We start from the raw sequence: 23278 nt of genomic DNA on the forward strand, positions 1-23278 counted from the left end.
CAGCCCCCATCATCCCGAGCCACCACCGGCATTGGAAGCAGGCGTCCGGCGAGGCCCCGGCCGCCTGCCCGCTCACGCGCGGCTCATCCGTAGCGCTTCTTCATCAGGAAGAGGATGGCGTCCTTCGCGCAGGACTCGCAGTAGCCGTAGCGCTCCGACATCGTCTTGAGCGTGCTCTGCACCTGGGCCTGCTCGCGCGGGGTGAGCTGGTTGCGGTCCTCGGAGAGGTACTTGAGGACGTTCTCCTTGTTCTTGCGCAGCACCCGCTTGCGCTCCTCGAAGTAGTGGTCCCTCAGGCGCTTGAACATGTCCGGGAAGATGCGCGGGTAGTCCATGTCCGCGTCCGGGTAGTCCAGCCGGTGCGCGCCGATGCTGGAGATGAGGCCGCGGCGGAACTCCCCGGGGTCCTCGCCCTTCGGCATGACGATGGCCTCCACCTCCGCCATCCGGTGCTCGTCCGGCTTCTCCAGCGCCCCGGTGACGCGGTTGCGCATCTTCTCCCCGCGCACCCAGTGGCTGACGCTCTGGATGTAGCGCTCCACCAGCTCGCGGTACTGCCCCTCGGAGACGAGCCCCATGGACTCACGGACCTCGGTGTCCACCCGGTCCAGGTACTCGGCCTCGGCCGTGCGGACGAAGGACTCGTGGTCGTGGTAGCCGTCCACCACCTCCTGGAGGAGGAACTCGTAGACGCTCTTGTCCTTGCAGATGGCCTCCAGTTCCTCCAACACGGCCAGGGCGTTGAGGCACTTGTAGTCGGGGTTCTGCGCGGCGTTGAAGAGCGCCGTCTTGATTTCCCGCGCGCTGGCGCCGGAGCGGCCCTCGTAGTTGGGATACGCGTCCGACTCGGTGAACAGCTCCTCGCGCAGCTTCCGCAGCTCCTTGGTGTTGGCCAGGCTCAGCCGGTCCGGCGGCGCGCCCTCCTCGTAGAGGTGCAGCTTCTCCACCGGGGTGACGTGGTCGATGAGCTCCTTCACGTCGTTGGGGTAGCGGTCCGGGATGGGCTTCTTCAGGCGGGTGAGCACCGCCCACATGGCGGCCAGCTCGGTGGCGTGCGGGGCCACGTGCTTGCCCACCGTGGTGGAGGTGATCTGCGCGTCGTAGATCTGCTGCTCCGTCTTGTAGCGGCGCAGGTAGGGCACGCGCACCAGCTCGATGCGGCCCTTGAAGGACGCGAAGTCCGGCAGCTCCTTGAAGGCGCCCAGGTGCTTCTCGTTGGCGGAGGCGATGAGCACCTCGTCGAGCTGGAGCACGAAGGGCTCCAGCGGCACCTCGCCCGTCTCGCTGAAGCCCAGCAGGTACTTGAAGGCCTCCAGCGGCCGCTTGAGCAGGTCCGCGTACTCGATGAGGCCCCGGTTCGCATGGACCAGGGGACCGTGCGGCTCGAAGAGGACGGTGCTGTGCAGGGGCGCGGGCACGTTGAGCTGGGTGCGGTCCGCGGTGATCTGCTGGACCATGGCGTCCACGCTCATCTGCGGCTCCACCGTCACCGTGCCCACCTGGTAGCGGCGCGACACGTAGAAGCGCTCCACCTGGACATGGCGCATCACCTTCAGCCAGTCCCCGCCGTAGGAGTTGAGCAGCGCGGTGTAGATGCGGCGGCACTTGGCGCACAGCTCACCGTCACGCACGTAGTCGGAGAGGATGAAGTCGCCCGTCTCCCCGTCCCCGTTGCCCAGGCCCTTCTTCTTGAGAGCGGCCTCCAGGAGCTTGCGCCGCTCGCCCGGCGGGACGGCGAAGAGCGGGTGGTCCCTCAGCTCGCACGGCATGCGCAGGTCGATGGACTCCGCGTCCAGGTGCGCATAGGTGGCCACGTCCCCCTCGTTGCCCGCGCCCCGCTCGCCGAAGCCGATGGAGCCCTTGATGAGCTTCTCCGAGGGGAAGACCCAGGCGATGCGGTAGAGGGCCCCCTGGGGCAGCCGGGAGTACGCCTCCATGCCCTCCTTGAGGGCGTTGACGAGGGTGGACTTGGCGCTGCCGTTGGGCCCGTGCAGGAGGATGAGCTTGTTGATGCGGCCGGCGCGCACGAAGTTGCCGAGCACCCGGTAGATGGCGTTCTGCACCTCCTCCTGGCCCGCCACCCGGCCGTCCCGCTCGGAGCCCGGGGCGTCGAACACCTTGAAGCGCCGGATGGTCCCCGTGGGGTGCGGCGCCGTCTCCGTGCCGAAGTGGTCCATGACGTCCCGCAGATACTGCGCCGCGTTGCGCGCCTGGGCCCGGGGGTCGTTGAAGAAGAGTGAGAGGTATTCCTCGAAGGAAAGGATCGACCGGTTCTTGACGAAGTCGGCGTTCACCTGCGCGCCGACCTCCTGGAGATAGCCCTTCGCGTCCACGGTGCCGCTCCTCGTGCGGGGGTCAGTTCGATCTAGCCATGGCGCCGGACGGCCGCACGACCCCGTCACGGGTCGAACTTTTCCGGCGGGGCCGAAGTTGTCCAGGGCCTGCTGGGCCTTGTGTTGGGGGCCGCTCGGTCCCCTTCCGTCCCCTGCCCCGAGAGCGGTGGGCCGCCCCGGGCCTCCCACCTGGGGGAGCAGGGGACCAGGGTGCGTGCGGACTCGCGCCCTTCGCGCGGGTGCGGTACGGTCCTTCCCTCTCCCTGCGGCGCCCCCCACCGGAGTCCAGACACGATGCACAAGGAGCCCATCATCGGCATCGACCTCGGCACGACGAACTCGTGCGCGGCGATTGTCGAGGACAGCGGGAACGTCAAGCTCATCCCCTACAAGGGGGGCGAGTACACCATCCCCTCCATCTTCGCCATCGACGACAAGGGGAACGAGCTGCTCGGCTACGAGGCCAAGCGCCAGTGGCAGCTCAATCCGCGCAACACCATCTACGGCGCGAAGCGCCTGGTGGGCCGGCCCTTCCAGAGTGACGTCGTCGAGACGATGCGCAAGGTCGTGGCGTACAACATGCGCCCCGGCAAGAAGAACGACGTCAACCTGGACGTGGGGAAGAAGGAGTTCACCCTCCAGGAGGTCAGCGCCAAGATTCTCGCGAAGATCCGCGAGGTGGCGTCCAACTACCTGAAGATGCCCATCAAGCGGGCGGTCGTCACCGTCCCGGCCTACTTCAACGACCGGCAGCGCCAGTCGGTGAAGGACGCGGGCAAGCTCATCGACCTCGAGGTGGTGCGCATCATCAACGAGCCCACCGCGGCCGCGCTGGCCTACGGCGTGGGCAAGGGGCTCAAGGAGAAGGTCGTCATCTACGACCTGGGCGGCGGCACGTTCGACGTGTCCATCATCGAGATCCGCGACCGGGTCTTCGAGGTGAAGGCCACCGGCGGTGACGTCTTCCTGGGCGGCATCGACTTCGACAACGCCATCATCCACCACGTCCTCAAGGACTTCGCGGCGAAGACGGGCATCGACCTGGCCACGGACCCGGTGGCCATGCAGCGCATCAAGGACCTGGCCGAGCGCACCAAGATCGACTTGTCCGCGCGCGAGGAGGTGCCCTTCAACATCCCCTTCATCACGATGACGTCCCAGGGCCAGCCCCTGAACATCGAGATGAAGTTCACCCGGAAGATGCTGGAGCAGCTCACCAACCAGCTCGTGGACCGCACGCTGCAGATGGTGGCGCGGGTGCTGGTGGACTCCGGGCTGTCCACGAAGGACGTGGACGAGGTGATGCTGGTGGGCGGGCAGACGCGCATGCCCATCGTCCAGGACCGGCTGACGAAGTTCTTCGGCAAGCCGCCCAGCAAGGGCGTGCACCCGGACGAGGCGGTGGCCATCGGCGCGGCGCTCTACGCGCACTCGCTGCAGGACGACACCAACCTGCGCATCCAGCTGCTGGACGTGATTCCCATGGCCATTGGCCTGGAGAAGGCGGGCGGCGCCTTCCACGTCGTCTTCCCGCGCAACGCCCCCATCCCCAACGCCAAGCAGCTCCTGGCCACCACCAGCGTGGACAACCAGACGGAGCTGGCCATGCGCATCTACCAGGGTGACCACGACATGGTGGCGCGCAACGACCTGCTCGGCGAGTTCACCTTCTCCGGCATCCAGCAGGCCCGCGCCGGCGGCGTGCAGGTGGAGATCACCTTCGACGTGAACGTGGAAGGCATCCTCACCATGCGCGCCCGCGACCCGGCCACGGGCAAGGAGATGCGGACCACGGTGCGCGTGACGCAGAGCTGAAGCGCCCTGCCCTCCCCCGCCTACCGGGAGGGCAGCGCCACCCGCGTGGACGGCTCCGGGCCCACCGCCTCGGGGGGCTCCACGGCCACGAAGGGCGTGGGGTCGTCCGGGGCGACGCGCGTATCACCCTGGCGGCGCACGAGCTCGAAGTGCTCCCCCAGGGGGAGGTACTCGAAGGGCTCCCGCGCCGCGTCGCGGAGCCGGGCGCTGACGAGCACCTGCCCCTTCGAGGCCAGCGCCGCCAGCCGCGCGGCGGTGTTCACCACGTCGCCCAGCACCGTGAAGTCCAGCCGGCCGGACGCCTTCGCGCCGATGCTGCCGGACACCAGGGCCCCCGAGTCCAGCCCGATGCAGACGCCGTGGGCATACGGGGTGCGCTCGCCGCCGCGGGAGGCGAGGACGGAGAGCTGCCGGCGGATGGCGAGGCACGCCTCCTGCGCCCGGTCCACGTGGCCCGGGCCGCGGAAGACGGCCATGACGGCGTCCCCGACGAACTTGTCCACCGTGCCGCCCCGGGACAGCACCTCCGGGACGATGGCCTCGAAGTTGGCGTTCAGCCGGCGCAGCGACTCGTCGGGCAGCTCCTGGTGCAGCACCGGGGTGAAGGCGTCCACGTCGATGAACGCCACCGTGCCCTCCACCCGCTCGCCCGCCAGCGCGTCCGAGCCCTGGAGCAGCGGGGGCAGCCGCTCCAGCACGCCGCCCGGGACGAACATGCGGAGCAGGCCGTTCTCCTCGGTGTAGCGGGCGGTGCTGCGCAGCTCGCGCACGTGCTTCAGCGTCTTGACGAGCGTGGTCTCCAGGTCCGGGAAGTCGATGGGCTTGGTGATGAAGTCATACGCGCCGCGGTTCATCGCGGTGCGGATGTTGTTCATGTCGCCGTACGCGGAGACGATGACCACGCGGGTCAGCGTGCTCACCTCGCCCACGCGGGACAGGAAGGTGAGCCCGTCCATGCGCGGCATGTTGATGTCGCAGAGGACGACCTGGACGTCGGGGTGCTGGCGCAGCGTCTCCAGCGCCTCCTCTCCGTCCGAGGCGAAGAGGAACTGGTAGACGGAGCGGCGGATCTGCTTGCGGAAGCTCTGCTCCATCAGCACGACGACGTCCGGCTCGTCGTCCACGACGAGGATCTTCGCCGGCCGCGCCGGGCGGCCCGCCTCCACCCGCGCGGTGAAGGCCGAGGCCAGCTCGTGCGCGGACTGGAAGCGGCGCGAGGGCTCCGGGTCCAGCGCGCGCGCGAAGAAGGCGTCCACCTCCGCGCCCAGCTCGGGGACGATGCTGGAGGGCGCGGGGTGCGGCGGGGGCGCGTTGCCCATGCGCATCTGCCGCAGGGCCTCCAGGCTGAACGGGTGCTGCCCGGTGAGGGCCCGGTAGGCCACGACGGCGAGCGCCCACAAGTCACAGCGGTGGTCCAGCCGGGGCTCGACGCCGCGGAGCTGCTCGGGGCTCATGTAGCGGGGGGTGCCCGCCATGCTCTCCTCGGGATGGGGCTGGGCGGCGCCGCCGGACATGAGGAGCGCGAGGCCGAAGTCGAGCACCTTCACCAGCTCGCCGCTCGCGGTGCGCGCGAGGAAGAGGTTGGCGGGCTTGAGGTCGCGGTGGATGACGCCGGCGGCATGGGCGGCGGTGAGCGCGCGGGCCGTCTGGGTGAGGAGCCGGTCCACCATGGCCAGCGACAGCCGGTCCCGGCGCGTCAGGAGCGCCTCCAGGTCCTCGCCCTCCAGCAGCTCCATGACGATGTAGGGCGTGTCGGAGGACAGGTCGCAGTCGTAGACCTGGATGACGTGCGGGTTCTGGAGCCGGGCAATGGCCTGGGCTTCCCACTCGAACTGCTGCCGGGACAGCGGCGCCGGGGCGGCGTGGGCCGCCATCAGCTTCAGCGCCACGCGCCGCTGGAGCTTCGGGTCCAACGCCACCCAGATGGTGCCCATGCCGCCACCAGCGAGCCTGCGCTCCAGGACGTACCTGTCGCCGACGGTCTGGCGCTCGGACATGCCGTGTTCATCCATGGTGGTGTGGCCTCGGGGGGGCCGCCCCGTGCGGCGGGAGTCGGGGGACTCCCGTGAAGCATGGGAATCTTCTCACACCGGCTCACGGCGGGGTACTGCGTGACGCGGGGCCTCATGGCGTCCTACCTGCCCGGGCGGGTGGCGGCGGGGAAGGCCCACGCCGGCGGCCGGCCACGTGCCCGGGTTGCGAGCCGTTCGCGGCCGGGGCTAGCCTCTCGGGTTCACGGGGGGCGCCTCTGGGTATGCACGGGTGGAACCAATGAACGAGGGCCCGGGCCGCACGCTGGAGCGCCGCGTGGAGGAGCTCTCCTCCGAGCTCCGGCGCAAGGACGTGGAGCTGGAGGAGGCTCGCACCCGGCTCAATGAGCTCCAGCAGCAGCTCATGGCCCAGGAGAAGCTCGCGACCCTGGGCTCGCTCACCGCCGGCATCGCCCACGAGCTGCAGAACCCGCTCAACTTCGTGAACAACTTCTCGGACCTGTCCTGCCGGCTCGCCGGGGAGCTGGACGAGTCCATTCGCGGCCTGGCCGGCAAGCTGGACGCACAGGCCCTGGAGGACGTGCTCGAGCTGCTGGAGGACCTGCGGCAGAACGCCCAACGCATCCACACGCACGGCAAGCGCGCGTCGGACATCATCAGGGCGATGCTGCGGCACTCGCGCCGCTCCGAGGGGACACGCTCCAAGGCGGACTTCAACGCGCTCATCCGCGAGAGCCTGAACCTGGCCGTGCAGGGCCTGCGCAGCCGCGCCGGCGGCGCCAGCGTGGAGACGCAGTCCGACCTGGACCCGGCCGTGGGCACCGTGGAGCTGGTGGCCAGCGACATCAGCCGCCTGCTCATCAACATCGTCGACAACGCCTTCTACGCCACCGCGCAGAAGCAGCAGCAGGCCGGCGCCGGCTTCGTCCCCCGCGTCCACGTCCTCACCCGCCGCCACGGGGACACGGTGGAGCTGCACATCCGCGACAACGGCCCGGGCATCCCCGAGCCCATCCGCGAGAAGCTCTTCCACCCGTTCTTCACCACCAAGCCCGCGGGCGTGGGCACCGGCCTGGGCCTCGCGCTCTGCCACGACATCGTCCAGGAGCACCAGGGCGCGATTCGCGTGGAGAGCGTGCCCGGCGAGTCCACCGCGTTCATCATCACCCTGCCCGCCCCCGGCGCCGCCGCCTGAAAAAGCGGAGGCCCCTCTTCCCACAGCTGGGAAGAAGGGCCTCGTTGCTTCAGGGGAGGAGCGCGGCGCTCAGGCCGTCTTCTTCTCCTTCTCCATCACGAGCTGCGGTGCCTCGTGCTTGGTGATGACCTGCTCGGTGATCTTGCACTCCTTGACGCCCTCGCGGAACGGCACGTCGTACATGATCTCCAGCATCGCGTCCTCGAGGATGGCGCGCAGGCCGCGCGCTCCGGAGTGACGGCGCATCGCCTCGCGGGCGATGGCGCGCAGCGCCTCCTTGGTGAAGGTCAGCTTCACCTTCTCCATCTCGAAGAGCTTCTGGTACTGCTTCACCAGCGCGTTCTTCGGCTGCGAGAGGATGGTGACGAGATCCTCTTCCTTCAGGTCGTTCAGCGTGGCGATCATGGGCAGGCGGCCGATGAACTCGGGAATCATCCCGAACTTCATCAGGTCCTCCGGCTCCGTCAGCGCCAGCAGCTCGCCCACGCTGCGCTCCTCGCGGTGCGTAATCTTGGCGCCGAAGCCCAGGCCCTTCTCACCCACGCGGCGCTTGATGACGCCGTCGATGCCGTGGAAGGCACCGCCGCAGATGAAGAGGATGTTCGTCGTGTCGACCTGGACGTACTCCTGCTGGTTGTACTTCTTCCCGCCGCGCGGCGTGACGTTGGCGCGGGTGCCCTCGATGATCTTCAGCAGCGCCTGCTGCACGCCCTCGCCGCCCACGTCGCGGGTGGCGCTTGGCATGTCGCCCTTGCGCGCAATCTTGTCGATCTCGTCGATGTAGACGATGCCGCGGGCCGCCTTCTCCACGTCGTAGTCGGCGTTGTGGAGGAGGTTCTGGATGATGTTCTCCACGTCCTCGCCCACGTAGCCGGCCTCGGTGAGGCTGGTCGCGTCGGCGATGGTGAAGGGCACATTGAGGAAGCGCGCCAGCGACTGCGCCAGCAGCGTCTTGCCGCTACCCGTCGGGCCGATGAGCAGGATGTTGCTCTTGCTCAGCTCCACGTCCTCTCCACCAGGGCTCTTCACGCCGGGGCGGGGCCGGGAGGACGGCTTCTTCTGGTAGATGCGCTTGTAGTGGTTGTACACCGCCACCGCGAGGACCTTCTTCGCCTGGTCCTGACCGATGACGTAGTCGTCGAGGAACGCCTTGATTTCGGCCGGCGTCGGCAGGCTGACCTGCGGCTTGCCCTCCTCGCGCTCGTTCTCGTCCGCGATGATGTCGTTACACAGCTTGATGCATTCGTCGCAGATGTAGACCGTCGGGCCCGCGATGAGCTTGCGGACCTCGCGCTGCGACTTGCCGCAGAACGAACAGGACAGGTTGACGTGGTGCTCCTTCTTCACTGCCGCCTCCGAGTTCGCCGACCCCGGGTCGCCCGGAGCCTACTACGCCGTCCACCGCTCCCCTACCCTCACGGCCTGCCCACGTCTCGAACAGCCGTCAGGCGCCCACCTACATGGGGCCCTGAACCACTATAGGGCCCTCCCCCTCGGGCAGGAAGCCCGGCGGTACAGGCCCGTTGCCGAGCGTACAGCCCCGGCCCCGGGTCAGCGTTCAGTAACAGCGGACTAGGCGTCCGTCACGCCCGCGGCAATGTCCTCCAGATCTTCCGCCAGGGCGGCCGCCCGCTCGGCGACGGCGTTCGGGACGCGACGGCACCCCGACAGCTCACTGGCGAGCTTCCGGGCGGTCTGGGCCAGCTTGCGCACCTGGGAGCTCTCCGGGGGAGGCTCGGGGGGCGGGCGGGGGAATCGCTCGGTGAACTCCTTCTTCAGCTCCGCCGGGGACTTCTCCGGGCTCCAGATGCTGTCGCGCAGGGAGCGGTATTCGGAGGGTGAAAGTTGCCCCCGCTCCTCCGCGTCCGCCAGGACCTCGATGACCTCGAAGGCGGGCGCCTTCTCGGGGAACTCCTGCGCCTTCAGCTCCTCCTCCGGCTCGTGCTTGGCGAGGAAGCTGAACGAGCGGGTGAGCTTGAGGGCGGTCTGCTTCTTGATGTGCAGCTCCTTGAGACAGTAGGCCTCGAAGGTGGGATAGCCCCACTCCTCGAACTTTGCCTCGTCCCGGACCTGCACGAGCAGCTTGCCCAGCTCCGCCCAGGTGGACTTGAAGCGCTTGGCCGCCGTCAGCACGGTGTGACGGAAGGTGCCCGGGGGGACGCTCAGCGCCTTCTTGGCGATCTCGACTTCGGCAACGGATGCAGCGGACATGGCCCCTGGTATGGGCCATGCCCGGGGGGTGGGCAAGAAAGTGACCCTACCCCCGCTTGCCGATGTTGAACGACAGGCCCACCGTGGCCCGCTCGCCCTCGTAGGCCCGGAAGGGCCACTTCTGCAGCTCCGACAGGAGGCAGTCGTAGAGGGGGCCCTTCTTGAACTGCGGGTTGTCCACCCACAGCTTGCTGACCTTCCCGTCATTGCCGATGACGAACTCCAGGGGGATGCGCGCGGCCAGCCCGGGGCTGCGCTCCGCCTCCTCCTTGAAGCACTTGAAGAGCGTGGACTTGTTGCCCGCCACCACGCGGTTGATGGCGGACTGGTCGAACTGCTGCGCCACCTCCATGCCGTCCGGGTCGCTGCCCACGGAGCCCGACGGGCGCGGCCGCTTCTCCTCGGAGCGGGTGGTGGACGCCATCGCCATCGGGCGGCTGGTGCCGGTACCGGTGGCCGGCTTCGCGGTGGCCGTCGCGGCGGGCCGCTCGGCGGGGCGCGTGCCGTGGGTGGGGTACTCGAAGAGCTCCTCGTCATCCCGGCGGGCCTGGGCCAGGCGGATGGTGGGCGGCTCCATCTCGATGCCCTCGAAGTCCTCCTCGCCACCGAGCCAGCCGTGGACCGCGGCGTTGCGCGCCACCTGCAGGCCGACGATGCCCAGCACGAGCACCAGCACACCGGCGGCGCCACCGAGAATCATCAGGCGCTTGCGGGACTTCTCCCGCTCCGCCTGGACGGCGACCTCCACGCGGACGCGGGCCTCCGAGCGGGCCACGTGCACCCGGAAGGCCTCCACGTCCCGCATCGGGTGGAAGTCGCGCTCACCGGCGAGCGCCACCGGCGACTCCGGCGTCAGCTCGCCCGTGGTGAGCTTCTCCACGAGCTGCCCGCCGCTCACCGGTCCGAGGACCAGGTCCCCCTGACGAAAGAGCCACTGTCCTTCCACATCCACCGCGAAGTCTTGTCCGGCCGCCATTTCGCGGGCGAGTATCCCGTTTTCCCCCTCACCCTCGCAACGGCGTGCTCCCCTCGACCTCAAAACGGATTCCCGTCGCGCTGTGGCTCTGGTACCGCGGCGGGAACTTCCGGGGCTTCCAGCGTCAGTCGGAAGGCCCCACCGTCCAGTCGGCGCTGGAGGACGCGCTGGCCTCGGTGGGTGTGCCCGCCACCGTCATGGCCTCGGGGCGGACGGACAAGGGCGTGCACGCGCGCATGCAGGTGGTGAGCGTGCGGCTGGAGCCGGGCGACTCGGCGGAGGCGCTCGCGGAGCGGCTGCCCGCCCGGCTGCCTCCGGGACTGGGCCTGTGCCTGGTGCGGCGGCCGCACTCCTTCCATGCCCAGTGGAGCGCCAGCGGCAAGGCGTACCGCTACCGGCTCCGGCTGGGGGGAACGGGTGACGCAGCGTGGGCGCCGTATGCGTTCGACGTGCGCGGCGAGCCCCTGCTCCAGGCGCCCGGCGGGACGGCGGTGACGCCCGAGCGGCTGGAAGCGCTGCTCGGCGCGGCGGTGGGGACTCGGGACTTCATCGCCTTCCACGAGAAGTCCAGCCCCCGCAAGCCCCGCACGCTGGAGTCCGCCACCCTGCATGAATTGGGCGGTGGCCTGTACGAGGCGAGGCTGAGCGGGGACGGCTTCGCGCGCTACCAGGTGCGCTACCTCGTGGGGAGCGCGCTGAAGGTGGCGGCGGGCCTGCTGCCGGAAGAAGCGTGGAAGGCGGCGCTGGAGGCGGGCGAGGCCATGGAGGGCTTCAAGGCGCCCGCGCACGGCCTGGTGCTCTGGGAGGTGCGCTACCCTCCCGAGGTGGACCCCTTCACCGCCGGGGAGCGCCTCCATCCCCCGGGGCTTCCGCTGGAGCCCCCCTTCATCGGATGAAGGGGTGACGCGCGGTGGGGCCCGGAACGGTGGCCGTCAGTCGACCAGCCGGTCCTCGTACTTCGCCAGCAGGTCCGAGATGGCCTCCCGCAGGTACTCGCTCTGACGGATGCGCGTGGAGCGCGACAGCTCCTTCAGGGCGTCGAGCTTCTCGCGGTTGAGCCGGAAGACCACCGAGGTGAGGCGGGGATTCATGTCCAAGTGCGCGACCTCCTACAGATGCGCACACCCTCTCACAGACCTGTCGGATCGCAAGATTTTCACTCCGAACCTACCGGGAAGATCCACTGCACCCCCGTGAAGGCCTCCGCGTCCCCCCGCAGACCCGCGCCGAACCCGAGCGAGACACCGAGCCCGCCGTACAGCGCGAGCCGCTCGGAGAAGGTGTGCCGCAGGCCGAAAGCTACGCGAGGCCCCACCCAGGGCCCAGAAAACGGCCGGATCACCGCGCTCAGGTCGAAGAAGGACTGCCAGGCGTCGGTGCCGAAGAAGTTCCGGTAGCCGCCCACTACCGATAGATCCGCGCCTCGCAGGCTCCCGCGGATCAGCACGAAGACCTCGTCCCCGTCGTAGCCCACCGTGCGGCTGCCCCCGAGGTCCAGGTGCGCGTCCCCGCCGGACTCGGCGTCGTCGTCATTTCGGTCGATGTACTCGGTATACGAGGCGCCCGGCCCGAGGATCAGCGAGAGGGCGCGGCGCTCCTGGTAGTACGGCGTGTCGACGTACTCCGCCCCGAAGGCGCCCGCGGGCACGGCCACCGTGAGCGTCACGAGCACCACGCGGATCATCCGAATCCCCCAGGAGGCCCTTCCAGCCGTCATGCAGCACCGCTCGCGAATCATCGGGTGGAGGGCCTTCTACCAGCCTTCAGTGCGGTGTTCGCGGAGGTCACCACGCTTTGTCATTGACCACCCGCCATGCGGGACACTCTGCTCGGGGCCCCTGGCTTCAGCGAGGTGCCTTGCATGGGTGGCCGGACGTCGCGATTCGTGGGGTTCCTGCTCCTGGTGGCGGGCTGCGCCACCGTTCCGCCACCGGCGCCCCGCCCGGCGGAGCCTCCGGCCGCCGCTGTCGTGCAACCGCCTCGGCCCCTCTTCAAGGTCTTCCGGCTCCAGCCGGACGGGACCTCGACCGAGTGGGGCACGCTGCCCTCGGGCGCTCCCGGGTTTCAGCCGCCTCCCGAGGGAGACTGGTACGCGGAGCCGCTGGCGCCCGTGAAGACGGTGGACGAGGCCCGCGCGCTGGGCACCGTGCTCCGAGACCACCGCGTGCCCGGGCTCTCCTTCGGAGACGTGGGCCTCCCCTCCCCGGCGCTGCTCACGCCGCTGCTCGAAGGCGCCTCCGTGGTGTCGCTCCAGCTATCCGGCACGGACTTCGGGAACGAGCACCTCGCCGCGCTCCAGGGCGCGACGTGGCTGGAGGCCCTGCACCTCGACGGCACGCGCGTGGGCGACGCGGGGCTCGTCCACCTCCAGGGGATGCGGCGCCTCACCACCCTGCGGCTGGATGAGACCTCCGTGTCGGACCGGGGGCTGGCGGCCCTCGCCGGAGTGACGACGCTCCGCCGCGTCTCGCTGGCCGGCACGGCGGTGAGCTCCAGGGGGCTCGGCCTGCTCGCGGCGCAGGCGGAGCTGGAGTGGCTGAACCTCTCGGACACGGCGGTGGACGACGCGCTGCTCGCGTCCGTACCGGGCACGCGGATGCGCACGCTCATCCTGAGCGGCACCCGGGTGACGAACACGGGCCTCGTCGCGCTGCGCGGCATGCCCGGCCTGACCTGGCTGGGCCTGGCGCGGACGGACGTCACCGACGCGGGCCTCGCGCACGCCGCGGGGCTGCGGGCGCTGGAGGCGCTCCACCTGGGCAGCACCCGGGTGACGGACGCCGGGCTCACGCACCTCGCGAACCTGCCGGCGCTGCGGGCGCTGGTGCTCAACAAGACGAAGCTCCACGGGCCGGGGCTCCGCCACCTCGAAGGGCTCGCGCGGCTGGAGGTGCTCCACCTCGACGACACCCGCGTCGGGGACGCGGCGCTGCGACACCTGCGAGGGCTTGCGCGCCTGCGGGAGCTGGACCTGTCCCGCACGGCCGTCACGGGCGCGGGCCTCCAGGAACTGGCCGTCCTCGAGTCGCTCGAGGTGCTCGCGCTGTCCGGCCTGAAGCTGCCGGACACCGCGCTCGCCTCGTTGGCGCCGCTCCAGCGGCTCACCCGGCTCGACCTGGCCTCCACGCCCATCGGCCCCGAGGCGCTGAAGCACCTGGGCACGCGCCCCCCCCTGCGGCACCTGGACCTGGGCAGGACGGGCTTCACTGACGAGTGGGTCCCCCTCCTGTCCGCCTTCCCGGGGCTCCATTCCCTGAAGGTGGAGCGCACGCTGCTCACGGACGTGGGGCTCGGCCGCCTCGCAGCGCTGCGGGAGCTGGAGTCGCTCCACGTGCCGGGGACGCTGGTCACCGGCTCGGGGCTGGTGACGCTTCAACAGCTTCCGCGTCTCTCAACACTCGACCTGGGCGCGACGTCGCTGGCGGCGGCGGGTGCGAAGGCGCTCCAGGAGTTCGGCCGTGTCACCTGGCTGAGCCTCGCCGGTACACGGGTTGGGGACGACGCGCTCGCCCACCTTCCGGGCTCGCTGCGCACGCTCTACCTGACACGCACGAAGGTCACCGACGCCGGCATGCCCGCGCTTCACCAACTGCCCGTCCTCCGCGAGCTGGACCTGCGCGGGACCGCCGTGTCCGAAGCCGCGCGCGCCGACCTGGAGCAGAAGCGGGGCGTCCGACTCGTGTCCTCTCCTTGAGAGGCTGGGCGGGGTCTCTCACGCTTCAGCTGGTCCGAGAATCGGGGAGCGGACCACGCGCAGCGTGCCCCTTTCTACGGTCGGAAAGCTCGCGCCGGGTCACGGAGAGGTCAAGGCGCTGAGCGACCGCCGATTTCCGGGAAGCGCGCATAAGCCCGCAGGAGCGCGTCCAAGTGGGCGGTGTTGTCCAGGTCGAGCGGCGCGTCCGTGAGCCGCAAGACCCAGCCGCCCGATGCCGTGCGCCGCGCCCGTGAAAGCAGCTCGGCGTCGCGAGCAGGATCCGGGAACCCGATGACGCGTGCGGCAGCGGCCGACCAGTAGTTCAGCCACCCAAGGTAATGCGGAATCTCAGGCACGCGGTTGTACCGTGGGCGCAGGAGCCAGGGCAATCCGTGGGGCGACGCATGTGGCTCGTCTTCAGGATCACGAAACTGTTGCGACACGACCTCATTATAGCCCCACGGCGATGCATGCCCCCAGATCGCGCGAGCGCCCTCCCCTATGGCATCCAGCACATCCGCTGCTGCCGCGACGCCGACCGCGTCCAGTGGCAGCGTCGCATGGACGTCAAGACGCGGCGGCCCCCCTACAGCAAGGCCGCTTGGGTTTTCCCACCCGGTAAGCGTTACGGGTCGGCTTTCGTCATCGTTGCAAAGGAATGGAAATCCACCATCCATCCTGTCTGCTGCAATCCACTCATCACGGTGAGTCAAAGCAATGAAGCCCCCCTTTTCAGAAAGCGTCCACGCCAGCCGCAAGCCGGGAAGCGCACGCTCCATTTCATGAACAATGGCGAGCGGTCGCTTATCCTCGCCCACGAGCGCAGGCGCATATACGTTGAGATTGAGGGATTCTCGCGCGACTGTCACTCTAGCACCAATCCATGACAACGATTGTAAGATCAGGGTCTAATGCAAGAAGCGCAGCCTTGTGGGCAGAGCTTCGGACCCCAACGACAAATTTATACCCACATGCCTCCGCAAGCACTTTCTCGCGCTTGATCTCCGGCAGCTTGACTCTGGCGAAAAATCCCTGGGAGTGAGGCGAGTGTATTTCGAAATCATCAGTCTTTACTTCCCACAGCGTGCGCGCGGCCAGTTGCAGCGCGTCAAACTGCTTGCCATTGACGAGCACGTCCCAGCCGGGGAAGCTGTTGTTCGGAATCTTGTCGGCGCACTTGTCGTGACCGTCATCTCCACCTCGGTGCGGCACCGGGACGGGCTCGCACTTGCGGCGACGCTCTCGCTCCAGTGGCTCGGTCGGCCCTGGAGGAAACCAGTCCTGTCCTGATGGCTCGGGCCTGAGCTTTCGATTCGCGGAGGGTTCCTGTGGGGCAGGCTTCGTCTGGGGTACGGGCTCTACCTCCTCCGAACGACTCCCGCTCAGCTCATACGCATCCAGCGCTTCCTTGATGGCGACTCCCACCACCACCACGCCCACGACGATCACCGCGCCCACAACGATCTCGGGAGCAGCCAATACACAGAGGCCGATTCCCAGGGCAGCCGCGCCCGCCGAGGCAACGGCACATCGTCCCGTCCGGTCATTGAACCGGACCCGGTCATGGTCGAGGGCTGCGAAGCACCGCTCCGCCAGCACGGGCCAGGGCTGGGAAGCCTCACGGACGACGCACCGCCCCCCGTCCCTCCACGGCAGTTCTGCTGCCCGCTGGAGGTTGGAGATCCTCGGGTTCTGGGGCACTCGCTCTTTGGGGCTCGGTGCCGACGTAGCGCACGCAGAGAGGAAGATTAGGAGTGCGGCGCAGGCGCGGAGTCGCATGGTCACGTTCTTTCAGTCGAGCCAGAGAGCTACGAGTCAAGGCTGGCCGACTCTGGAATATGTCAGCACGAGCTGCGAAAGATTGAGGTGGACCCGTTACCACGCACCTGCTCTTCACCATGGTGCGGGAGCCATTTCAGCACATAGACCAAGGAACCGGCCCAGCCAGGCGGACAGGGGTGCCGCCTCGGCTCCGGGCGTCAGGCGGAAGACGCCCACCTGATGCTCCGCGACGAAGCCCGGTGCGAACCAGGGGGCACACGCGGGGAGCTCCGCGGGGGCCAGCAGCACGGCCGCCTCGCAGCGGCCACCCCACTCGGGCCAGCGCAGGCCATCCCGGTAGAGGTGCGCCGACTCGAAGGCGTCCGCGAGGGCGTCTCTCGCGACGCGGTACTTCGCATCGAGACAAACCCAGCGACGCCGCCCCTCGCTCTCCCACAGAAGCACCAGGTCGGGCCTGCGCTCTCCCGAGATGCTGAAGCGTGGCGCCGTCCCCCGTGAAAGGTAGCCGCGGAAGGTCGGGTTGAAGAGGAGCCGGAGCGTGCCGCCAGGGCCGGTGGCCTCGAAGGAGGCGCCGTCGAGGGGCTCGTCCAGGGTGGCGAGCGGCTCGAGCCCCTGGGACGTCCACCGGTGCTCCGGCAGCAGCGCCCCGAGCAGCCTGCGCAGCGCGAGGAACGTCCACAGCTCATAGAGCTCGTAGGATGGGCGGGTCGCGGCTCCCGGCGCGCCCGGGAGCCTTCCGAACTGGAACAGCGGCGATCGGAAGCGCCGGCCCAGCCGATGGAGCCGGGCATAGCGGGGGTCGTCCACCACGACCGCCATCGCCGCCTCCGTGGGTGGAGACGGCGCCAGGCGCGCCAGCCACGAGCGCCTTTCGAGGGCCCACAGCGCCCCGGCGGCCTCGCGCAGCGCCTCCGCGCGCGAGGTGCACCACCGGAGCCAGTCGTCGGCGTGGGTTCCCGCGGGCGCATCACTCCCGCGCGCGGTGCCATCCAGTGCCTCCGCATAGGCGCCGAGGTCCCGGGCAATGGAGCGCACCAGCCATGTGACATAGCGGTTCGCCGGGTGGTCGAGCGTCTCGGTGGCATGGCCCACGGGGACGAGGGGCGGGCGCCGTGCATCCGCGTCCGTGTCCCACCGGGCGCTGAGAGCCCGCGAGGCCTCCGGGTGCCTTTCGAGCCAGCCGAGGGCGGTCCGCTCCACGCGCCGCACCTGATGGGCAGGCACGAAGAGTTCGGTGTGGCCGGTCCGCTGACGGGGCGCGGCGATGACTGCGCGGATGGACTCCAGCAAGGCCGGGATGAGCGGGAGCGCCGCCTCCACGAGGTGCGGAATCCGGCTGCCACCCGCGACGACAGAGCCCTGGAGGCCCGGCTGGTCTCCCACGCTGAGCGAGGGAAGCCACGCCTCCAGGTCCGACAGCAGCACCGTCCAGGCCTGCGCGGAGAGCTTGTCCGCCCGCGGCACCACCTGGACGGTCGTGGTCGTCTCCTTCCCGGCATGAGCAACCCGCAGCAACTGGGCGCCAATCCACTGCGAGATGGGGAGCCGGAACGCGCGCTCCGCCCCATCCCACTCCAGCGCGAGCGGCCCCAGCCACGCGACGGCGCCTTCCGGGGCGCCGGCTCCGGGGGAGACGAAATACTGGCGGGCCTCCTCCAGGCGCAGCACGCCTTCCGAGAGGGAAAGCGGCTCGCCTCCTGGCTCGTACACCTCCATGGTCAGGACCAGAAGCGGGTGATGCCGGTGGTCTTCAGGGTGGCCTCCATCTGCTCCACCTTGTCAGCGCTCCGGGGGAGGCTCCGGGAAGCGCAGAGCTTCCGGAGCTCCTGCAGCATCGCCTCGAACTCCAGGGAGTGCTCTCCGCGGATACGGGGGAGCACCTTGGAGAACACCGCCTGGTCCACCAACTCGGCGCGGAGGTCGTTGGGGATATCCCCACCCATGGCGGCGACGAAGGCCAGCACCTCGCCCGCCGTGCGGTAGCCGAAGTGTCGGCGCGACGGCTTCAGGATGCCGTGCAGCTCGGTGAGGACCTGCTCCACCTCGGGCTGCCGCCGTGTCTGCCGGCTGAAGAAGCTCTTGAGGTCCACATCCCAGAACTCCAGGGTGAAGGCGCGGTCCAGCACCTTGTCGCTGAACGGGTGGGTGGTCTCGTCCATGTTGACGGTGCCCGCGATGAAGAGGTTCTTCGGCCAGGGCACCGAGGGTGGCACCTCATTCACCGCCGTCTCGTGGCCGTGGAAGTGGAGCCTCCCGTGGTCCTGCTCCATGGCCGAGAGGAAGGGCGCGAAGTACTGCTCGGCCCGGGCCAGGTTCATCTCGTCGAGGACGAGGAAGTACGGGTTGGCGGAGTCGCTCACCGCGCGGAGCACGAGCCGCAGCGCGGGCTCGGCCTGGAACGTGGGCTCCGCGTGAAGGGCGTTGAGGTAGCCGACCATGCCCGTGGGGTCCCTCCAATCGGGAGAGACGGGGACCACGGCCAGGTGCTTGTCCAGCGGCAGGTTGAGGGCCTGGCAGTAGAGCCGGGCGTACTGCCGGATGACCGCCGTCTTCCCGGTCCCGGACAACCCCGCGAGCAGCACGAAGCGCCGCTGGGGATTGCAGTGCCAGGCGAGATGCAGCGTGCGCAGCTGCCGATCCTCCAGGACGAAGGTCTTGGCGGCTGGGTCCTGGGTGAACGCGTGGCGGAGCTGCTCGAACGAGGGCCAGTTCTTCTTCTCCGCCTCGGTGGCTCCCTCGCCTGGGGTGTCCTGGGGCTCGGAGTCCTCCTCGGCCGCCGCCACCGCCGGCGCCATCGGGAGCACCGACGGGAGCCGCTTCTCCCAGCCCTCGCCATAGGGGGTGAGCTGGTAGCGCGCGTTCGTCGTGGGCTCCATCAGGTCGAGGTGCTTGGCCCAGCTCGTGAGCTGGGACGGCCCCATGTTCTCCTTCCAGTTCGGATAGAGCGTCTGCAGGTGCTTGTTGATCTCTCCCGTGGCCCGGGGTCCGCCGGCCAGGAAGCGCAACAGGCCGCCGAAGGGGAAGACACGCTCGATCAGCCGCTCGACGAGCACGTCGGGGACGTCGCTCTCGAGCAGGCTCTCTCCCGCGTCCGTCGGCCGCAGCGTGTCGCCCTGCGTCTGGAGTAGTCCCAGGCCGGCGATGCGGGCGATGTAGACCCTGAGCGCGCCGGGGGACTGCGTGGAGAACTCGGGGACGTTGCGGAGAACTTCCACCAGGTCCGCGCGCGGGATGCCGGGCAGACACTCCTGAATGGTGCGCCGGTACAGTTCCAGGCCGTTCTTCGGCCAGGAGTTGCCCTTGAACTGCTTTCCATAGGGCCAGAGCGCCAGCGGGCTGGAGATGCGGTCTGCGGATGTGGCGACCGATGTGGTGGGAGTGGCCCCGCTGGAGATGGCGTCGAACTGCTCGTGCAGCCACCAGCAGAATGTCGAGCGCCGGACGTGCTCGGTCACGCTGCCGTCCTCATTGCCGAGCGCCTCGCGCAGGCGCGCGCGGATGAGGACGTGGCTCGGGTCCGAGCCTTCGGGCAATAGCAGCTTGGCTGCGCGGACGTGGGCCTCATACCGGAAGACGCAGTGGAACTCGGCGGGGAGCAGCGCGGCGAAGGCGCGCCACAGCTTGGCATAGGGCTGCCGCTTGGAGTGCCGCTCACGGACGAGCCGGAGGAGCCGCTCGCCTTCCTCCTGGATGGCCTCGGCGCGGGAGGTGGGATCGGCGGGCCAGGACTTCTTCCTCAGCGCCACGAAGCCATCCACCACGTCGGGGTCGGTGTAGGCCCCCGTGACGTTGACGCTCTCTCCCGGGCCCACTGGGGTGATGGCGCGAGCCTTCCAGAGGCGCTCCTGGCTCGCGGGGCTGCTCAGCTCCGCGTCACTCTGCGCGCGGACCCACGCGAGGAAGTCGGCGTAGTTCTTCTGCCACTCCGCCCACTCGGCAGGGGCGAACCTTCCGTTCGCATAGAGCTCGCGTACCTGGGTATCGGTCAGCATGTGGCACCTCGGTGCTCGGAATGCACGGGCAGCGTTTTGCAGGGCCAGGAGTGGAAAAGCAACCGGCCTACCTCCGCGGAGGTAAGCGCCCGCGGCCCGTCAGCGCTTCTCTGCCTCGAAGTGCTCCAGGACGGACTCGCGCGTCACCGGGCCGAAGTGGCCGACGAACACCCACTTCGAGCCGGGAGACTGCTGCTCCAGCAGCGTGCGGATGTCGCGGCGGTTCGCCTCGAGGTCGCACATGTAGAGGTGCGTCTCCGCGCCCGAGCCGATGAGGCTGCCGCGCAGCAAATCTCCGACAAAGAGCATGTCGCCGACCTCCACCACCAGGGAGCCCTTCGTGTGGCCTGGCACCGGCAGGATGCGGCCGGGGACGCCGGTGAGCGACGCGAGGTCGGTTGGCGCGCCCACCACGACGTCGGCGGGGTAAGGCGTGTACGTGGCCCCCTCGTCCTCCTCCCTCCGCCAGCGGCCGAGGAATTCGCGGGTGAAGGTGCGAACCTCGACGTCGCCGCGCACCCAGCGGTCCTTCGCTCAGCCCGTGGTCCCTGCACAGAGGGCGGCAAGTGTGAGAAGCAGGAAGGGCCGGGCACACGCAGGAAGGTGGGGGAAGCGTGTGCCGGGAGACAAGCAGGCCGTCCCGGGCGTCGTCACGGGTAAAAGGGCCACTTGCCATGCCTCCCCCACGACACGAACTCGACTAGCGAACCGCCTGGACCGCCCAGGGCAGGCGGCGGTGGGGCTTGGGGACGGCGGGACGTGCCTTCGGCTTCGCGGCGCCCTGGCCCTGCGCGATGGTATCGACCCACGTCCACTGCGGCTTGCCGGTGAACTGGGGCGCGTCGCCGTCCAGCGCGTAGAGCATCATCCCCGCCTTGGAGCCCGAGGCGGGTTGCCAGTTGGCCAGCGCGGACACCTCGTCGAGCGGCGTCGAAGCGCCGCCCTGGTAGTCCACCCCCACCCCGATGGCGACCTTCTCCGGCCCGACGAGGTCCGCGTATGCCGCGAACGCAGTCTGCTGGTCCTGGGTGTCCCAGAAGTAGCCCATGGTGTTCACCCAGTCGATGGAGCTGGCGATTTTCGGGAGGATCTCCCCGTCGAAGTTGAAGTCGGTGCCGTAGCCCAGCACCTTCTGGCCGAGCGTGTAGGCCGTGTACGTCAGCAGCGCGCCGGACCCGAGCGCCTGGCGCAGCGAGGTGACGAGGTTCACCATCGTATCCACGTACACGTCGGCCGGCATGCCGGACTCCGCGTCCACGTCGATGCCGTTGAGCCCCCACTGCCCCATCGCCACCTGCTGCACGCTCTGGACGTAGGACGAGATGTCCACGTTGTTCCAGTGGATGGTCGACGAGTCCATCAGCGACATCGACACCCGCTGCCCCTGCTTCTGGAGCTGCTGGGACGCGGCGATGAGCTGCGACGCCGAGGAGCCCTTGGTGAGGTAGTTGGTGGCGAGCGACTTCCCGTCGGGGGTGATGCCCGCGACGAACAGGTTGATATGGGTGACGCTGCTTGGAGTCGCGCTGAGCAGGTTGCCCGTGGACTCGAATCCGCGGAAGTAGCCGATGAGCTTCGCAGAGGACATGACGTGCTCCTGTGAATCGGGGATGGATGACGGCGCCAGCGGGTTTTGCAAGGCGTGCACCAGGCGTCGGCCCCTCGGGAGAGCCCTGGCACCGCGAGTCGATGGCCTGCCTCCGACACGTCGGCCGACACGTCGGCGGAGCATCCGCGCTGGTGGACAGATGCGGATTCGTAGCTCCCCCCCGGTCATCTGCACTACGCTTCGTCCCCGGGTGCCGGTGTCGAACAAGGATTCTTCGGGGGGCTTCCGCGTGCTGACGCCAAAGACGCCGCTCTTCCGGAGAACGGAAAGGTGTCTCCATGAATCGTTACGGGTGGATGTTGTTCCTTCTCGTCGGCTGCGGCTCGCACCACCATGGCCCGACGGTGCACGAGCGCCGAGCCGCCATACGCGCCTCGCATGAGCGGACCTATCGCAGCATGGATGGCTTTCAATCCACGCGTTGGGGGATGACCCGGAACGAGGTGCTGGCCCTGTATCCCGAGGCCCAGGAGACGCAGCGGGGAGACCTGGTTGTCTCGACGACGCTCGGGGAGCAGCCGGCCCGCGTGTTCCTCATCTTCGCCAACGGACGCCTGGGCTCGGTCTTCGTGCGATTCGAGGACGTGAAGGACCTCCGGGGTGATTACGAGTTGACGGTGGAGATGTTGACCGACAAGTACGACCGCCCCGCGAAGCGAGGCACCTCGCGGCGTGTGCAGAAGTACCGCGAGTCCTTCGACCTCGCGTGGCTGCTCGCGAGGACTTCGACGCCGGTCCCCCGGGCCTCCCCCGCCGCCGCGGAGCCTCGGCCTCAGGTGGCCCAGGCCCAACCCGGGGAGGCCGAGAGGCAGCCGCCGCTCGTCGAGGCCCAGGGGGATGGCGCCTCTCCGGATGACATGGACTCCGAGGTGCCCGCGGCCTCTTCACCCGGTGCGGCGCCCATGGCGTCGGACGGGCGCACGCAGTCCGAGCCAGGCGCGGAGTCCGAGGGGCGCATCTCCCGGTATCGCTCCGTGATGATCGCCAACTGGAATACCCCGGAGGCGGCCATCCGCCTCGCTGGCTATTTCTCCTACCGGGAGAAACTGCTGACGATCCACTACGAGAGCCACGTCTACGCGCAGGCGATTCGCGACGAACTGGCGCAACTGATGGAGGAGTACCGGCGCGAGCACGCGCGCGACTTCTAGCGTGCGAGCCTCCGAGACGCCCTTCGCGATGCGCACCATGACGCGGCGCACAGATGTCTTGCATTGCACCGGCGCACCGGAAACTTCCAATGACATCAGTCAGACAGCAGTGTCTGCGGGCCAATGGCTTTTCAAGCAAAGCCAGCGCGCGGTAGGGTGGGAGCACCGGTGGCGCGCGGTGCTCCCCGGCATGGAGGACATTCGAATGATTCGCTATGTCATGGCTGGACTTCTGTCGGTGGCATCCCTGGTGCCGTTCACCGCGAACGCCCAGTCCTATCCCTCGTGCCGCACCTACTGCACATATGGCCAGTGCGGGCCCTGCTCCCTCTTCACCTCCGACACTGACTGCTTCACGTACAACGGATGTGGTGGGAAGTACCCCATCCCCGTGGCGCCCACCGAGGAGGAGCAGGCCTCGACCGAGTCCATGAGCACCTCCGAGGAAGTGCTCGTCTGCGCTCCGCGGGTGCAGGACGAGGCCAGCTCCCCGGTGCAGGGATAGACGCCAGCCTCACGCCACGAGACG

At 69.1% G+C, this 23278-nt stretch carries 19 protein-coding genes; 6 read left to right on the forward strand and 13 right to left on the reverse strand.

The features are described 5' to 3' along the window. Positions 1 to 83: 83 nt before the first annotated feature. Entirely contained in the window at positions 84 to 2333 is a 2250-nt protein-coding gene (locus K8638_RS26185; RefSeq protein WP_223757355.1) for a serine protein kinase PrkA, read from the reverse strand. A 294-nt stretch (positions 2334 to 2627) separates the two neighbouring features. Here K8638_RS26185 and K8638_RS26190 point away from each other — a divergent pair, with 294 nt between their 5' ends. Beyond that, on the forward strand, positions 2628 to 4148 hold the full coding sequence (locus tag K8638_RS26190; RefSeq protein ID WP_223757356.1) for an Hsp70 family protein: 1521 nt from the start codon (positions 2628 to 2630) through the stop codon (positions 4146 to 4148). 20 nt (positions 4149 to 4168) lie between these two features. Here the strand turns inward: K8638_RS26190 and K8638_RS26195 are convergent, their stop codons facing one another. Further along, a complete protein-coding gene (locus K8638_RS26195) occupies positions 4169 to 6145 on the reverse strand; it encodes a response regulator (protein ID WP_223757357.1) in 1977 nt (658 codons plus the stop codon). Positions 6146 to 6419: 274 nt separating this feature from the next. On the opposite strand from K8638_RS26195, the gene K8638_RS26200 reads away from it, so the two are divergent. Further along, the gene (locus K8638_RS26200) at positions 6420 to 7334 is read left to right on the forward strand and encodes a sensor histidine kinase (RefSeq protein ID WP_223757358.1); all 915 of its coding nucleotides are present in this window, start codon (positions 6420 to 6422) and stop codon (positions 7332 to 7334) included. Positions 7335 to 7403: 69 nt separating this feature from the next. Here the strand turns inward: K8638_RS26200 and clpX are convergent, their stop codons facing one another. The 3 genes from clpX to K8638_RS26215 all read right to left on the reverse strand — a co-directional run bounded on the left by clpX (position 7404) and on the right by K8638_RS26215 (position 10521). Further along, on the reverse strand, positions 7404 to 8681 hold the full coding sequence (clpX, locus tag K8638_RS26205; RefSeq protein WP_223757359.1) for an ATP-dependent Clp protease ATP-binding subunit ClpX: 1278 nt from the start codon (positions 8679 to 8681) through the stop codon (positions 7404 to 7406). Positions 8682 to 8906: 225 nt separating this feature from the next. After that, the gene (locus K8638_RS26210) at positions 8907 to 9545 is read right to left on the reverse strand and encodes a hypothetical protein (protein WP_223757360.1); all 639 of its coding nucleotides are present in this window, start codon (positions 9543 to 9545) and stop codon (positions 8907 to 8909) included. Between the two features lie 46 nt (positions 9546 to 9591). After that, positions 9592 to 10521, reverse strand: coding sequence for an AgmX/PglI C-terminal domain-containing protein (locus K8638_RS26215; RefSeq protein WP_223757361.1), 930 nt, complete (start codon positions 10519 to 10521; stop codon positions 9592 to 9594). Positions 10522 to 10565: 44 nt separating this feature from the next. Between K8638_RS26215 and K8638_RS26220 the strand changes: the two genes are divergently transcribed. Then, entirely contained in the window at positions 10566 to 11417 is an 852-nt protein-coding gene (locus K8638_RS26220) for a tRNA pseudouridine(38-40) synthase TruA (protein WP_223757362.1), read from the forward strand. Positions 11418 to 11453: 36 nt separating this feature from the next. Here the strand turns inward: K8638_RS26220 and K8638_RS26225 are convergent, their stop codons facing one another. Both K8638_RS26225 and K8638_RS26230 read right to left on the reverse strand, forming a co-directional pair. Beyond that, positions 11454 to 11618: a ribbon-helix-helix domain-containing protein gene (locus K8638_RS26225; protein WP_169352029.1), complete on the reverse strand. Its 165-nt coding sequence runs from the start codon at positions 11616 to 11618 to the stop codon at positions 11454 to 11456. Between the two features lie 59 nt (positions 11619 to 11677). Beyond that, positions 11678 to 12259 carry a hypothetical protein gene (locus K8638_RS26230; RefSeq protein ID WP_370644113.1) on the reverse strand — a complete coding sequence of 194 codons (582 nt, stop codon included), beginning with the start codon at positions 12257 to 12259 and terminating at the stop codon, positions 11678 to 11680. A gap of 123 nt (positions 12260 to 12382) precedes the next feature. Here K8638_RS26230 and K8638_RS26235 point away from each other — a divergent pair, with 123 nt between their 5' ends. After that, positions 12383 to 14215, forward strand: coding sequence for a hypothetical protein (locus K8638_RS26235; protein WP_223757364.1), 1833 nt, complete (start codon positions 12383 to 12385; stop codon positions 14213 to 14215). Positions 14216 to 14325: 110 nt separating this feature from the next. Here the strand turns inward: K8638_RS26235 and K8638_RS26240 are convergent, their stop codons facing one another. The 6 genes from K8638_RS26240 to K8638_RS26265 all read right to left on the reverse strand — a co-directional run bounded on the left by K8638_RS26240 (position 14326) and on the right by K8638_RS26265 (position 21577). Beyond that, positions 14326 to 15084: a DUF5953 family protein gene (locus tag K8638_RS26240; protein WP_223757365.1), complete on the reverse strand. Its 759-nt coding sequence runs from the start codon at positions 15082 to 15084 to the stop codon at positions 14326 to 14328. Position 15085: 1 nt separating this feature from the next. After that, entirely contained in the window at positions 15086 to 15994 is a 909-nt protein-coding gene (locus K8638_RS26245) for a DUF6310 domain-containing protein (RefSeq protein WP_223757366.1), read from the reverse strand. A gap of 114 nt (positions 15995 to 16108) precedes the next feature. Further along, complete coding sequence (locus K8638_RS26250) at positions 16109 to 17713, reverse strand: DUF2357 domain-containing protein (protein WP_223757367.1); 1605 nt, start codon at positions 17711 to 17713, stop codon at positions 16109 to 16111. 2 nt (positions 17714 to 17715) lie between these two features. Then, positions 17716 to 19989, reverse strand: coding sequence for an McrB family protein (locus K8638_RS26255; protein ID WP_223757368.1), 2274 nt, complete (start codon positions 19987 to 19989; stop codon positions 17716 to 17718). A gap of 99 nt (positions 19990 to 20088) precedes the next feature. Continuing rightward, positions 20089 to 20508, reverse strand: a complete 420-nt coding sequence (locus K8638_RS26260; RefSeq protein WP_223757369.1) for an MBL fold metallo-hydrolase — start codon at positions 20506 to 20508, stop codon at positions 20089 to 20091. A 181-nt stretch (positions 20509 to 20689) separates the two neighbouring features. Then, positions 20690 to 21577 (reverse strand): glycosyl hydrolase family 18 protein, encoded by an 888-nt coding sequence (locus tag K8638_RS26265; RefSeq protein ID WP_223757370.1) that lies wholly within the window; start codon positions 21575 to 21577, stop codon positions 20690 to 20692. A 449-nt stretch (positions 21578 to 22026) separates the two neighbouring features. On the opposite strand from K8638_RS26265, the gene K8638_RS26270 reads away from it, so the two are divergent. Both K8638_RS26270 and K8638_RS26275 read left to right on the forward strand, forming a co-directional pair. After that, the gene (locus tag K8638_RS26270; protein WP_223757371.1) at positions 22027 to 22749 is read left to right on the forward strand and encodes a hypothetical protein; all 723 of its coding nucleotides are present in this window, start codon (positions 22027 to 22029) and stop codon (positions 22747 to 22749) included. Between the two features lie 205 nt (positions 22750 to 22954). Continuing rightward, a complete protein-coding gene (locus K8638_RS26275; RefSeq protein WP_223757372.1) occupies positions 22955 to 23254 on the forward strand; it encodes a hypothetical protein in 300 nt (99 codons plus the stop codon). The last annotated feature ends 24 nt before the right edge of the window (positions 23255 to 23278 follow it).

The sequence above is a fragment of the Myxococcus sp. RHSTA-1-4 genome, from assembly GCF_020037125.1.
Classification (GTDB): Bacteria; Myxococcota; Myxococcia; order Myxococcales; family Myxococcaceae; genus Myxococcus.

Excerpts from the sequence above, each read along its gene's own strand:
- K8638_RS26190 (WP_223757356.1), top strand. The coding sequence starts at position 2,628 with ATGCACAAGGAGCCCATCATCGGCATCGACCTCGGCACGACGAACTCG.
- K8638_RS26195 (WP_223757357.1), bottom strand. The coding sequence starts at position 6,145 with ATGTCCGAGCGCCAGACCGTCGGCGACAGGTACGTCCTGGAGCGCAGG.
- K8638_RS26200 (WP_223757358.1), top strand. The coding sequence starts at position 6,420 with ATGAACGAGGGCCCGGGCCGCACGCTGGAGCGCCGCGTGGAGGAGCTC.
- K8638_RS26210 (WP_223757360.1), bottom strand. The coding sequence starts at position 9,545 with ATGTCCGCTGCATCCGTTGCCGAAGTCGAGATCGCCAAGAAGGCGCTG.
- K8638_RS26215 (WP_223757361.1), bottom strand. The coding sequence starts at position 10,521 with ATGGCGGCCGGACAAGACTTCGCGGTGGATGTGGAAGGACAGTGGCTC.
- K8638_RS26230 (WP_370644113.1), bottom strand. The coding sequence starts at position 12,259 with ATGATTCGCGAGCGGTGCTGCATGACGGCTGGAAGGGCCTCCTGGGGG.
- K8638_RS26235 (WP_223757364.1), top strand. The coding sequence starts at position 12,383 with ATGGGTGGCCGGACGTCGCGATTCGTGGGGTTCCTGCTCCTGGTGGCG.
- K8638_RS26245 (WP_223757366.1), bottom strand. The coding sequence starts at position 15,994 with ATGCGACTCCGCGCCTGCGCCGCACTCCTAATCTTCCTCTCTGCGTGC.
- K8638_RS26250 (WP_223757367.1), bottom strand. The coding sequence starts at position 17,713 with ATGGAGGTGTACGAGCCAGGAGGCGAGCCGCTTTCCCTCTCGGAAGGC.
- K8638_RS26255 (WP_223757368.1), bottom strand. The coding sequence starts at position 19,989 with ATGCTGACCGATACCCAGGTACGCGAGCTCTATGCGAACGGAAGGTTC.
- K8638_RS26265 (WP_223757370.1), bottom strand. The coding sequence starts at position 21,577 with ATGTCCTCTGCGAAGCTCATCGGCTACTTCCGCGGATTCGAGTCCACG.
- K8638_RS26270 (WP_223757371.1), top strand. The coding sequence starts at position 22,027 with ATGACCCGGAACGAGGTGCTGGCCCTGTATCCCGAGGCCCAGGAGACG.
- K8638_RS26275 (WP_223757372.1), top strand. The coding sequence starts at position 22,955 with ATGATTCGCTATGTCATGGCTGGACTTCTGTCGGTGGCATCCCTGGTG.